The organism is Salinivibrio sp. ML323 (assembly GCF_001995745.1).
GTDB classification, from domain to species: domain Bacteria; phylum Pseudomonadota; class Gammaproteobacteria; order Enterobacterales; family Vibrionaceae; genus Salinivibrio; species Salinivibrio kushneri.
In genome coordinates, this window is the sequence record NZ_MUES01000012.1 from 52,373 (window position 1) to 65,627 (window position 13,255).

Genomic DNA, 13,255 nt, shown 5'->3' on the forward strand with positions numbered 1-13,255 from the left:
ACGCTTGGGTCTTATCGCTTGCGCGCATCTGACATGGTTTTTATGTCGCGATCACACTTCCCTGGCCTGATTCATTTCTTCAGTACGATTAAAAAGTCACGAAAGCTAGAATAGCGGCGATTCCAAGAGGCAGCTCACTGCCCATGTATCCGATTGCACAAGAAAGACAGTTCATCATCATTAAGGATTGAGAATGCCCGACATTAAGACCCTCGGCGAGTACATTGTTGAGAAGCAACACGCGTTTCCGCATGCCAGCGGTGATTTATCTTCTCTTCTCGCCTCCATTCGTCTGGCCGCCAAAATTGTTAACCGTGAAATCAACAAAGCCGGCTTGGTCGACATTGCTGGCGCGATTGGCACGGAAAACGCGCAAGGTGAAGAGCAGCAAAAACTCGACGTTTATGCCAACGAGAAATTTAAAGCCGCGATGGAAGCGCGCGACCAAGTGTGTGGCGTCGCCAGTGAAGAAGAAGATGACGCGGTTATTTTTAACAAACAGCTTAACCGTAATGCCAAGTACGTGGTGCTCATCGACCCACTGGATGGCTCCTCTAACATTGATGTTAATGTGTCTGTTGGCACCATTTTCTCCATCTATCACCGCGTGTCACCGGTAGGAACACCGCCCACCGAAGAAGACTTCCTTCAACCCGGTCACCGCCAAGTCGCCGCCGGCTATATCATTTACGGCTCATCCACCATGTTGGTTTACACCACGGGTGATGGTGTACATGGTTTTACCTACGACCCGTCCCTCGGGCTGTTCTGCTTGTCGCATGAAAACATGACCATCCCTCAAGACGGGAACATCTACTCGATTAACGAAGGGAACTACATCAAATTCCCACAAGGCGTCAAAAAATATATCAAATACTGCCAAGAAAACGTCCCACAGGAGAAACGCCCTTATACGTCGCGTTATATTGGCTCCTTAGTCGCCGACTTTCATCGCAACCTGCTCAAAGGTGGTATTTACCTGTACCCCAGCACGCTGGCCTACCCCAATGGCAAGCTACGCTTACTGTATGAGTGCAACCCCATGGCCTTTATTATTGAGCAAGCCGGCGGCAAAGCTACCGATGGCACCCAGCGCATCATGGACATCGCGCCGAATGAACTTCATCAACGCGTGCCTTTCTTTGTTGGCTCAAGCAATATGGTCGATAAGGTCGAAGAATACCTCGACACTTATCCGGATCATGACGACGAATAGGCGCAAAATAGACACCTAACGCCAGTCTTCCATGATAAAGAGGCGGCCAATACGGTCGCCTCTGTTATTTTCACGCTTGGCGGTTATAATTGGCACACACTTTTTCATTAAACAAAAGGACATCCCATGAGCCTGAACCAGGTCCCTGCGGGCAAAGAGCTGCCTGAAGATATTTATGTGGTGATTGAGATCCCAGCCAACGCCGATCCGATTAAATATGAAGTCGATAAAGATAGCGGCGCCGTTTTCGTTGACCGTTTCATGGCAACGCCTATGTTCTACCCATGTAACTATGGCTATGTGAACCACACCTTGTCTTTGGATGGTGACCCTGTTGACGTACTGGTTCCAACCCCATTCCCATTAGTGCCAGGCTCAGTGATCCGCTGCCGCCCTGTTGGCGTGCTGAAAATGACCGATGAGTCAGGTGAAGATGCCAAAGTGATCGCGGTACCGCACAGCAAGCTCACCAAAGAGTATGATCACGTGAAAGACGTGAACGACCTGCCTGAGCTGCTGAAAGCACAAATCACGCACTTCTTCGAGCGCTATAAAGAGCTAGAAGCCGGCAAGTGGGTAAAAGTTGACGGTTGGGAAGATGCCCAAGCGGCAAAAGACGAAATCCTGTCTTCATTTGAGCGCGCAAAACAGTAATCAGCCGCTTCAATGAAACACTGCCCGCGAGCCTTCGCGGGCTTTTTTGTCTCTATTTGACCTCAAACTGATAGAGCAGATCCACTGCCTGATCGACACCAGACACCGCTTCCAGATAAAGGTCTTGCATCAGTCGATAGCGCACCGTGAACACACCAATTGCATCGAAGATCCCCACGCCGTATTTCACCTCTAAATCGGGCAAGATATAACCGGATACTTCCACTTTTTGCTCATCGCCCGCGCCTGAGGTATCGAGAGTCAGATCCTCAACCCCAAACGCCTGACCAATCTCCCCGACCAACTTGCCACTTTGCGCTAAGCCCAAACCAATCAGCATCGAGGTCATATTGGCATCACCGGCACCAGCATCAAGCGCGCGGCCACGTAACAAATAGGACAGGGCATTGGCCTGCGAGCCAGCCGGGTCCATAAATACAGTCGCCACCGGGTCATCAGCGGGCCCGGTTAAGCGGATCCCTGCCGTCACATCTCCTTCAATACGTTCAGGGTTTCGAATCGCTTCCACTTGCAAGTAAGGCTGATCAGCGGGGCCATTGAATAAGATCTCGCCCTTTTTAATCAGCAAGTCTTGGCCAAACGAGCGATAAGTACCATCAAGCAAGCTCACATTCCCCACGATCAAGGCGCCTTGCTGATTGTTTTTAATATTAAGCTCGCCTGACAAACGAGATTTCAGTCCAAACGCCGCTAACTGTACATCTTCCCCCAGTACGAGTTGCACATCAGTCTGTAAGTTAAAGGGCACGGATTCACTTTGCTCAATATCCTCTGGCACATAGTTCTCTTTCAGCAGGACCGTATCGTCCGACAACGTGATGGCAGACTCGGGCAGGTTCTCGACTTCAATCCGCCCCCATGGCACACGAATGTCGCCCCGAATCGTCATATCATGTGGCGTTGCCGATACCGTGAGGTCAGGTGCGACATCCAGCCGCACCATTGGCGGCACATTGACGCGTAAGGTGTCCCCCGCCACGTTTAAGCCAAAGCGCCAGTCGTCCATACTGGGCCATTGCCCATCGCCGTTCAGTGCCAGCACGCCATCCGGTGTCACCAGCTTGCCTTCCACCTTGCCCTGCTTGCCATCCAACGTGAGCGCTAACTGCCCATCGTTCACATCAACAGGTGACGCCAAGCCTTTGACTCGCAATGCCTCAACGGTCAGTCCACCATATACATCAGGTAAGGTCAGCGGACCCTCGACCCGTAAGTTAGCATTCACTTCACCATTAATGTCCGCTTGTTGATCGCTACCCAGCAAAGGTTCGAGCTTGGCCAGTTGAACATCATTGACCGTCACCTCCCCCGTCAAAGATCGGCTTGGCGCCAACAAATCGTTCAAAGTAAAGGCCGAGGCCAGGGTCCCCCCTTCGGACAATGTCAGCGCCAGCGCGCCTTGCAATTTATCCTGATGCCAACGCGTATTGAGATTGGCATGTTGCCAGCCAATCACCAGCGGCGTATCAGCCTGCTGGCGCAGATCGCCATCCGCGATATCAATCGAGGCCTGTACATCCGGTGAGGCGTCAGGGTGCCAGCGTGCGTGAATCGCGGCATTGGCACGTGTATTGAGCTGCCATTCCGGCGGTAAGAAGGCCGCGATTTGCGCCGCTTCAAAGCCTTCAATTTTAGCGACGACATCACCTTGCTCGCCGATTGTCGCCGGTTGCGATAAGCACAAAGACGTTGATTGCCACTGCCAACAATGTTCGCCAACCTCGGTTTGCATATCAGCGAAACTAAACGCAATCGGTGCTGCGCTTTGCTGCACAATGTCGCCAAGATCGTCCACGTTCACCGATGTATCAAACAACCTCCCTTGCCAGCCTGTCTCTCGCGCCAGTGCGCCTTCAATACGCAGCGCGCCAGACGCCGGGGCACCTTGCCAGCGCAAATCCAGCTGATGCTCGCCTTCATCACCGCGCACGGATAAATCGAGGTTATCTAAGCGCACGGTTTGATAGCGCCCGCCTAATACTGATACCGTCAGATCGCCACCCAAGCTGTCTTTCAAGGCAAGATTGCCGTCTAACGTCAGCTGATTAATGCGCACATCTTGCCAACGCAGCTGCTTGGCTTGGAGTGCGAGCTTGGCATCTGGATGAGCAAACGGCCCGCTCAGCGTTGCATCGCCGCGGATCACGCCAGTGAACATCGGCAAGGATTGTGATAAGTCGGCAATATCGACCGACAGTCCCATTTGCCACTCATCACGCACTTGCCCTTGTGCCGTGACTTGGTTGGGGCCGTGCGACAGGGTCAGTCCCGATGTCGACACGCTCGGCTGGCCATCGCCATCCCGGTCATGCGCATTAAGGGCGCCTGCAACTGCCAGTGGCAGTTTTTGCAACGCCCCATGCACCACCAACGTGGGCACAGACACCTCCCACCCGCCTTGGGCGGTTAAGCGGCCACGATGGCTGATTGCACCGGTTAAATCCCCCGTAACCTCCGGCCATTGCTGCTGAGGTTGAATGTTGGCAAACCCTAACTCAGCTTGCCAAAAAGGCACGCTGGACCAATCCACGCTGGCACGCCCGGCCACCTTGCCCCCCAGTGTGTTAGCCTCCAGCTGCGAGAGAGTCAACGCCGTTAGGCTACCTTGGCCGGTCAAATTCACCTGGGTGGTCGGCACGTCAGGGCCATCGACGCCGGTTTGTAAGCCGAGCTGATAGTCAGACAAGTCACCATCGGCGTGAAATTGTAGCTCGCGTAATGCCGCGATCGCTTCCCCCGTCAACGGCCACGCCAATGCTTTGCTCTCCAGTTGCACGGCAAAAGGTAAGTTTGCCGCCAGCAGGTTTGCTTCTCCTTCCAGCGTCGCCGTCACCGGGCCGCGCGCGCTCGCGTTTAGCTTAAGCGCGGCAAGACTTCCTGAGGCCGACAGGGATAAAGCTTGGCCTTGAAGCGGAGCGAGGTCGGTGGTCAATTGAGTTTGCAAGGTTAGTGGGTACTCACCTTTAAGTATGATATCACCCGCAAGGTTTGCCGTGCCTTGGGGAGCAGCCACCGAAACGTTATCAATCGTCACGGTGCTGTCTTGAACACTGCCCGCCAGGGATAACGATGAAAGTGTTTGCACTGTGCCCGCTTCAATCCGCGTATCTTGTAGATGGAGCTGTTCCACCTCGATAGACAGCGGCAGCGCCGCCGTGGGTAGTTCCAGCCCCGGATAATGCCATGACGGGCTTGCCACCGCGCTATCCGGTTTGCCGACTGCTTGGTCGGTATTTTCTTGAGGCTCAGTGTCGCTCGGTAGGCTCACCACCAGCTGCTGCCAATCGGTCGGCGATAGGGTTAAGGTGTCGCTAACAAAATGCACGCCCCCTTGCAGTTGATGCCAACTCACCGACTGCTCGGCAACCTGAATCGCCACATCCTTAAAGGCAAAGGCATTGATATGAATAGGCAACGGCGCTTGGATAGCCGGCGTGGATACGTCTTGCGAGGATGCATCCTCCTCACTCGCCGGCAAATCAATATCAAGCGTGACCCCCTCGGCGGCCAATTGATCAATACAAAGCGCAGGCGTCAGTAAGCACTTACCTTGGATTACAAGCTTTAGCTGCTCGGCATTCAGTTGCAGCTGCGTATCATCATAGCGCACCCCTTGCAGCACAAAGCCGGTGAGTAGACTGCCGTCGGCCTCATCGACTGATAGCGCAGGTAGCGCTTTCTGCGCGCCCCACAGCCCAAACTGCAAGCCCACAGGTGTAAAAAGTGCGGCCGCTACCAGCCCCACCAAAGAAAAAATACTGATTAACGCAATAAACGTTAGCCTGACTAACCAACGACTCATAACTCAGGCCCTAGCGTAAGGTGTATACGAAAATCATCATCGTCATTATCAAAACCATGTGCGACATCAAGGCGAATCGGGCCGACCGGCGATGACCAGCGAATACCGGTACCAGCCGCACGCTTCCACGATAAACGACTGGTCCACGCGTCACCGCCATCGGCAAATAGCGCCCACCACCAATTGCCGCCAAGGCGATATTGATACTCTAGCGTCCCGGTCAACATATAGCGCGCACCGCTCAGCTGACCGCTTTCGTCACGCGGAGAAACGGTCTCGTAGCCATAACCGCGAATACTGTTATCGCCCCCGGCGAAAAAGCGTAACGATGGCGGCGCCTCACTAAACTGTTCAGAAATCAGAGCGCCACCATCGACGCGTAACAAACCGCGATGGTTTTTGTTCAGGCTACGAATCCACGCACTCCGCCCTTGCAAGCGCACCAAACTAATATCGGACAGCCAAACCGGATCGGCCGCTTCCAATGTAATCGATTGCTTGTCTCCCCAATGCGGCATTAATCCACCGCGTGCACGCGTGCGAGTGAAATTGATCCCAGGCAGCACCACGCTGACGCTATCTTCATCTTGCCCTTGGGTGTAGTCTTCATAAAGCCAGCGTAACGAGACACTGCGTTGCCAGCCGGTATCATACAGCCARTGTCTAGAAACCGACGTCGACACCTCAAGGCTGGAGGTGTCGCGTTGTTCGGTGTTTTGTAACCCTAACTGCACTTGATAATACTCGCGGGAAACATCCTCCAAAGGGACCTTGTAGGTCGAGGTCAACGTCTGCTCAGGCTCAGAAATCGCCAGTGATGTGGTGATACTATGGCCGCGTGAGTTATACCAAGGCTTGCGCCAGTTAAACTTGAACCGCGGACCAATGTCAGTGGAATACCCTATCCCGGTTTCAAACTTGTTGCGCGCCTCCGGGGTCAGCGTCACCTCGATCGGCACTTCATTATCCTCGGCATCTTCCATGTCCGCTTGCACCAAAGCACTGGAGAACCAACCGGTATTCGCGAGCGCTTGGTTAAACTCACCCAATGCGGAGACCTGATACGGATCGCCCGGGGAAAAGTCACGTAAGGTATCAAGACGCTGCAACTGAATTTGCGCGCCTTGGTAACGAAGCGCACCAAAGTGATAGCGCTTGCCACTGGCAAAGTGAAGCCGAATAAAGGCCTGCTGACGATCAGGCGCGACCTCTAGTCGCGTTTGCGTAAAGCGACCATCAAAATATCCCTTTTTCACCGCCAAGCTTTGAATCTGGCTTTTTAGCGTCTCGTAATCATTGTGATTGAGCCTCGCGCCCGGCTGCGGCCCGTTAGCCTTGAGAGCATGAAAATCGTCATCCATGCCCGCTTCACCGCTAAACACCACGTCCACTTGTGCCAAGCGAACAGGGTTGCCTGGATCAACCTTGACCTCCAGCGTATCGTCTCCGTCCATTCGCGTAGTGATCTTAGGTTGATAAAACCCCACCGCTTGCAGCGCTTTGCGCACATCTTTTTCGACGCGAGCAATAAACCGATAGGAGCCATCCCGCTCTTCTGGGTCAATCGCGGCTAAATAGGTCTCGACGTTGTCTTGTGCAATACCATCTAGCCCTTCAATATCTATGTCGACATCCGCACGAGCCATGTTAGACATCAAGCTGATAGCGATCGCCAATAGGGGGAATAACCGTATATTCATGCAGTGAGATCCATTACCCGGGTGTCGCCCGGCTAAATTGATGATATCTTGCCATATTACGTGTTGAGYGGGGCAGGAGGCCAGCACCATGTTGTTCATAAGGTGCGGGATCCATGCCTGAATGCCAACCATTAACGCGCATAGCAGCACGCGTTGCGCTTTTCATCACAGCAGTCAAAGGATGCCTATGTCGATGCAATCTTCCTTTACCCAACCTGACAATGCGATAGCCGATCGCACCGAACCGATTATTCCAGCCGAACCGCACGCGGTATTTAATCAGCCTATCACGGCCATGCCAGCGGCTGGTCAAAAACAGGTCATTTTTGGTATGGGCTGTTTTTGGGGGGCCGAGCGAAAGTGGTGGCAACAGCCGGGGGTGGTGATGACATCGGTGGGATACAGTGGCGGTGTTACCCAACATCCGCGCTATCAAGACGTCTGCACAGGACAAACCGGCCATGCCGAAGTGGTTAACGTGATTTTTGATCCGTCCGTAGTGAGTTTAGACACCCTACTGACGGTATTCTGGGAAAACCACGACCCGACCCAAGGTATGCGTCAAGGCAATGACGTCGGCCCGCAGTATCGCTCCGCGATTTACTATTGTGATCCTGCGGATCAAGCCAGTGTCGAAGCGAGCCTGGCCACTTATCAAGCGGCATTGAGAGAGGCCGGCAAGCCAGATGCGGTGACTACCGAGATCGCACCGGCTGGCGGGTACTACTTCGCGGAAACTGGCCACCAGCAGTACTTGCACAAAAATCCGCAAGGCTACTGCGGCCTGGGTGGCACAGGGGTTTGTTTCCCACCGCAATAAGCCTTTGCTCAATGGCGAGGCATAAAAAAACACGTCCGCTTGGACGTGTTTTTTCAGTGTGGCGATGTTTATGCAGTAATGGCCATGGCTTTAATTTCTTTATTCACCTCAGTCATTACCGATAACGCTCGTTTGTCACTGTGCCCCGGCGGCAGTAAACGGCCACCATCAAACTCAAACGCGCCTACACCCTCGATGTAGAGTCGGCCCTTAAAAAATCGTTTCACATACCGCGCAATCTGGGTTGGTCGATATTGACGAAAGATGCGAAGCATAAGGATCCCTTTCTTGTTCTCAAAGTCTGTCTAAGCAGACCGAAACGGCAATTCATTTTTTCACCGTCACGATGACCGTATGATATTGCCACCTTGGAGCGCCAAATATTATCTGGCAATCTCCGCGTAAAAAGCTAAGCAAGCAAAGTGCCATCTCAAGTAAGATGGCAATCACAGCATTAGAGTCTGCGTGCGAACAGAAGTTCCCGCTTTAGAGAAATACGTTTTGCGGCACAAGTTCGACCGACACAGAAAAGTCCGATCTTGCGCACGGAATCACCCTAGATACTTGGCACAAATCACCGTGTGACGTAACCATAGATAACTTGGCACCTGATGCCAAATAGTACCCACAAACATGGATGATCAATAATGAAAAAAACCACCCTACTTGCTCTCACCTTTGCGTTATTCTCCGGCACGAGTATGGCGCACACGCTCCAAAATGGTGCACCCTTACCGCCAGCCAAGGTCGCCGAGCACGGCGAATTGACGCTGAATGGCGACGATATCGTTTATCAAACTTGGCAAACCGAACAATTGCCGGGCAAAGTACGCGTGATCCAGGCCATCGCCGGACGCAGCAGTGCCAAGGAAATGAATGCCCCCTTGATGGAAGCCATCACCGCCGCAGACTTTGACGATGCTCGCTACCAAACCACCACCATCATTAACCAAGATGATGCCATGTGGGGCACCGGTGGCTTTGTCAAATCATCAGCCGAAGACAGTAAACGTGAGTTTAGCTGGTCATCGATTGTGCTCGACGAAAACGGCAATGTCGCAGAGGCATGGCGCCTAAAAGAAGAAAGCTCGTTAATTGCCGTATTGGATGACCAAGGCTCGGTACGCTTTGTCAAAGAAGGCAAATTAAGTGCCGACGAAGTGAATCAAGTCGTCAGCTTGGTCACCCAATTAGTCAACCGATAACAACCACGCGCGGGGACAGCCCGCGCTGTCATTCAACACTTGGCGTTGATGATGATAATTGTTATGTTATCACATTACTTATGTGGCACGGAAGTTGGCATGTCTCGGCGATTGATCGTCCATCTGCTATTTGTTTTGATGCTCAGCCAAGCTGGGCTGTGGGGAGAGCATCACCTCGATACCTTCACCCCAACGCATCATAGTGAGCACTGCAGCGCCTGCCATTTGGTGCCGCCAGCCCTCTTAGCTTATGCGGTCTCAGCACCTGTGCCCACCTATGTGGTCAACGCAATTGTTACCCTTTCAAAGCCACCACGTGCTTACCACACCGCCATTGCCTTTTCAGCTCGCGATCCACCTAGTCGAATAAATTCCCTCATGATTTAACCCATTTATTCACTAGGAGAACACAATGAAAACACGTTTTTTACCCAGCATTATCGCCATGGCCGTTACGATGGCTGCGACGTCGGCACTCGCCGAAGAAGCCAATTACCAATCGTTTGACGCCCACGTGCACGGTGAAGTGGCCGCTAGCCTTGCCCAAGACGGTGAGCGTGTGCTGATTGAGCTGACCGCGCCCGGCCATGATGTGGTTGGGTTTGAGCACCACCCGAAAAATGCCGCCGATCAGCAAACGCTCGAAGATGCCTATGCATTACTGCGTGATGGCGGGAAACGCTTCCAACTTGCCGAAGCGGCGAATTGCCAGCTCGCCGAGACCAAAGTCACCAGCAGTTTTAACGACTACGATGAGCATCACGGCCATGAGGAGCATCATGGTCACGATGAACACCACGGTCATGACGAGCACCATGACCACGACGAACATCACGGCCATGACGAGCACCATGACCACGACGAGCACCATGGCCATGACGAGCACCATGACCACGACGAACATCACGGCCACGACGAGCACCATGACCACGACGAACACCATAACCACGACGAGCACCACGGCCACGATGAACATGATGCTCACCATGACGACCATCATGGACATGATCACGGTAACCACAATACCTTATCCGCGAACTATCAATTCGTTTGCCAAAACCCACAAGCCTTCACCGAATTGAAAACTGATTGGTTTAGCCTGTTTCCCAACACAGAAACCATCAAAATTCAGGCCTTTACTAATGATAAGGTCTGGGTAGACACCTTGAATCGTGCCAAGTCGCACATCCAGTGGTAGGGAAAAAGGAGGCGGGGCGCGTTAAGCGCCCCTGTCAGGCATGATTACCATCGAACAACTGCGTTTTACGTGGCCAGATCAGTCGCAACCGATCTTAGACATCGATAGCTTTGCGGTCGGTGAGGGCGAGCATGTATTTTTAAAAGGCCCCAGTGGCAGCGGGAAATCCACGCTACTGAGCCTGATTGCAGGTATTCATACCCCACAATCGGGTGTGTTGACAGTCAATCACCAAGCGCTGACAGAACTGAATGATCGCCAGCGGGATCAGTTTCGCGCTAACCATATTGGTTATATTTTTCAACAATTTAACCTGCTACCGTACTTATCTGTGCTTGATAATGTCACTGTGCCGCTGCGCTTTTCTCATGCGCGACGTCAAGCACTTCACCACTCCCCGCACCAAGAAGCCGGCACCTTACTCGATCGATTAGGCTTACCGGCTAGCTGCTACCATCAGCCAGTCACTGCGCTGAGTATCGGCCAGCAACAGCGGGTCGCAGCGGCACGGGCATTAATTGGGGCACCAGCGTTAATTATCGCTGACGAACCGACCTCTGCGCTTGATGCGGACACCCGGAATACCTTTATTCAGTTGCTTCAAGACCGATGCCGAGAAGCCAACAGCAGCTTATTGTTTGTCAGCCATGACAGCCAATTAGCGCCCTTGTTTGACCGCGATGTCTCACTTCCCGCGCTTAATCGCGCCATACATCGCGAGGAGGCCAACCTATGATTTCGCTGTTAGGATTGGCGGGGCAAAGCTTGAAGAATCGCCGCGCCACCGCACTGCTTTCTTTACTGACAGTCACCATTGCCGTGGTGCTCTTGCTCGGGGTAGAGAAGGTGCGCACCCAAGCTAAAGCCAGCTTTGCCAACACCCTCTCCAATACCGATTTAATTGTCGGTGCCCGCTCCGGTCCCATTAATTTACTGCTCTACTCGGTGTTTCGTATTGGTAACGCCACCAACAATATCGGCTGGGACAGTTACCAGCGCCTTAATGAGCATCCGGATGTGAGTTGGACCATTCCCATTTCACTGGGGGACTCTCACCGCGGCTTTCGCGTGGTCGGCACCACCAATGATTACTTTACCCATTATCAATATGGTCAAAAACAACCACTCGCCTTTCGCCAAGGCGGCCCATTTTCCGGCTTATTTGATACCGTGATTGGTGCCCAAGTGGCGAAAGAGTTGGGGTACAAGATGGGCGATAGCCTGATCATTGCCCATGGACTGGCCGACAAAGGCTTTAATCAGCATGACAACTTGCCCTTTACGGTCACTGGGATCTTGGCCCCCACTGGCACCCCCGTCGACCGTAGCGTGCATGTATCGCTCGAGGCCATCGAAGCGATTCATGTCGGCTGGGAAAGTGGCGCACGACTCGGCCAAGGCCTGACCCAAGCGCAAGCGCAACAGCGCGAGTTGCAACCGGAACAACTGACCGCGGTGATGGTGGGCTTGAACAGCAAAATCAAAACCTTCGCTGTCCAACGTTGGGTCAACACCTATCCACGCGAACCATTAACCGCGATTATGCCCGGCATTGCCTTGCACGAGCTATGGGGCATGATGCGGGTTGGCGAACAAGCCCTGCTGGTGATCTCTGGCTTTGTCGCCGTCGCCGGGCTGTTGGGCATGCTCTCAAGCCTGCTCACTAGCTTGAACGAACGTCGACGAGAAATGGCAATCTTACGTGCGATGGGCGCGCGCCCTTTGCATATTATTTTGCTTTTGGTCAGTGAGGCGGTCGCGATCACCCTCGCAGGAATCGTCGTTGGCGTGCTCCTGCTTTATGGTGGACTCGCGCTGGCGCAGCCCTATATTCTCAGTGAATTTGGCTTGTTCTTGCCACTCGACTGGCCGTCTTCTTACGAGCTATCACTGATGGCCGGTGTGTTGGTCGCTGGCTTTATCGTGGGCTTGATCCCGGCTTGGCGCGCCTATCGACAGGCGCTCGCTGATGGCATGACAATTAAGGTATAACAGATGAAAAAACGGATAATGCTCGGACTTATCGCCTTGCTTAGCAGTCTTTTTGGCTCTCAGGCTTGGGCAAATAGCGAACCACTCACGCTGGATTGGATTGATTTGGTGCCTGAGCATGAACGTGCTCAATTTGATAGCCGCGGGATGCCGGAAATCAGCCACGACAGTGAGAATCCACAAAGCCTGGTCGGCTCTGTTCGCCCAGAGCTCAACAACAGCCAAGTCAAAATCCCTGGCTTCGTGATCCCACTGGAAGGCGACGATAAAGTGGTAACGGAATTCCTACTGGTGCCCTTTCTTGGCGCCTGTATTCATGTTCCACCCCCGCCACCCAATCAAATTGTTTATGTAAAGTTTGCCGGCGGCGCGCCGATTCAACAGTTATGGGATGTGGTCTATGTCGAAGGCACGCTGAAAACCGAACATGTGAGCCATGACTTGGCAGAGGTGGGTTATGTGCTACAAGGCACCGACTTAACGGACTACGACGACGGATAAGTCCCTATCAATCAGTGAGCCTGATCGGCGCACCCGATGTTGTCAGACAATATAATGAGACAAGATCGCCAGTGCGCCAATGTACACGGCAATCAGTAGCAGATTGATGGGGTTGAGTTTTTGCTTGCGCACACGCATCCCTATAC

At 53.2% G+C, this 13,255-nt stretch carries 12 protein-coding genes; 9 read left to right on the plus strand and 3 right to left on the minus strand.

Going from position 1 to position 13,255, the window contains the following annotated elements; all coding sequences use genetic code 11:
• The first annotated feature begins 193 nt into the window (after nt 1–193).
• Both fbp and ppa read left to right on the plus strand, forming a co-directional pair.
• Nucleotides 194–1,216: a class 1 fructose-bisphosphatase gene (gene fbp / locus BZG13_RS09295; RefSeq protein ID WP_077486428.1), complete on the plus strand. Its 1,023-nt coding sequence runs from the start codon at nt 194–196 to the stop codon at nt 1,214–1,216.
• Nucleotides 1,217–1,342: 126 nt separating this feature from the next.
• The gene (gene ppa / locus BZG13_RS09300; protein ID WP_046074295.1) at nt 1,343–1,870 is read left to right on the plus strand and encodes an inorganic diphosphatase; all 528 of its coding nucleotides are present in this window, start codon (nt 1,343–1,345) and stop codon (nt 1,868–1,870) included.
• Nucleotides 1,871–1,922: 52 nt separating this feature from the next.
• Here the strand turns inward: ppa and tamB are convergent, their stop codons facing one another.
• Nucleotides 1,923–5,693, minus strand: coding sequence for an autotransporter assembly complex protein TamB (gene tamB, locus BZG13_RS09305; protein WP_077486429.1), 3,771 nt, complete (start codon nt 5,691–5,693; stop codon nt 1,923–1,925).
• Complete coding sequence (gene tamA, locus BZG13_RS09310) at nt 5,690–7,393, minus strand: autotransporter assembly complex protein TamA (RefSeq protein WP_198935513.1); 1,704 nt, start codon at nt 7,391–7,393, stop codon at nt 5,690–5,692. Before tamA ends, tamB begins: the two co-directional genes overlap by 4 nt.
• Before the next feature lie 187 nt (nt 7,394–7,580).
• Between tamA and msrA the strand changes: the two genes are divergently transcribed.
• Nucleotides 7,581–8,213 (plus strand): peptide-methionine (S)-S-oxide reductase MsrA, encoded by a 633-nt coding sequence (msrA, locus tag BZG13_RS09315; protein WP_443216355.1) that lies wholly within the window; start codon nt 7,581–7,583, stop codon nt 8,211–8,213.
• Between the two features lie 68 nt (nt 8,214–8,281).
• Here the strand turns inward: msrA and BZG13_RS09320 are convergent, their stop codons facing one another.
• On the minus strand, nt 8,282–8,488 hold the full coding sequence (locus BZG13_RS09320) for a DUF1107 domain-containing protein (protein WP_025673598.1): 207 nt from the start codon (nt 8,486–8,488) through the stop codon (nt 8,282–8,284).
• A gap of 372 nt (nt 8,489–8,860) precedes the next feature.
• Here BZG13_RS09320 and BZG13_RS09325 point away from each other — a divergent pair, with 372 nt between their 5' ends.
• From BZG13_RS09325 to BZG13_RS09345, 6 genes are all read left to right on the plus strand, one after another.
• Entirely contained in the window at nt 8,861–9,418 is a 558-nt protein-coding gene (locus BZG13_RS09325; RefSeq protein ID WP_069361665.1) for a YtfJ family protein, read from the plus strand.
• A gap of 99 nt (nt 9,419–9,517) precedes the next feature.
• On the plus strand, nt 9,518–9,805 hold the full coding sequence (locus BZG13_RS15190) for a DUF2607 family protein (RefSeq protein WP_158012105.1): 288 nt from the start codon (nt 9,518–9,520) through the stop codon (nt 9,803–9,805).
• Between the two features lie 25 nt (nt 9,806–9,830).
• A complete protein-coding gene (gene zrgA, locus BZG13_RS09330; RefSeq protein ID WP_108743880.1) occupies nt 9,831–10,616 on the plus strand; it encodes a zinc uptake protein ZrgA in 786 nt (261 codons plus the stop codon).
• Nucleotides 10,617–10,656: 40 nt separating this feature from the next.
• Nucleotides 10,657–11,352, plus strand: coding sequence for an ABC transporter ATP-binding protein (locus BZG13_RS09335; RefSeq protein ID WP_077486430.1), 696 nt, complete (start codon nt 10,657–10,659; stop codon nt 11,350–11,352).
• Nucleotides 11,349–12,608 carry an ABC transporter permease gene (locus BZG13_RS09340; RefSeq protein WP_077486431.1) on the plus strand — a complete coding sequence of 420 codons (1,260 nt, stop codon included), beginning with the start codon at nt 11,349–11,351 and terminating at the stop codon, nt 12,606–12,608. Before BZG13_RS09335 ends, BZG13_RS09340 begins: the two co-directional genes overlap by 4 nt.
• A gap of 3 nt (nt 12,609–12,611) precedes the next feature.
• Nucleotides 12,612–13,109: a DUF3299 domain-containing protein gene (locus BZG13_RS09345; RefSeq protein WP_077486432.1), complete on the plus strand. Its 498-nt coding sequence runs from the start codon at nt 12,612–12,614 to the stop codon at nt 13,107–13,109.
• Nucleotides 13,110–13,255 lie beyond the last annotated feature (146 nt).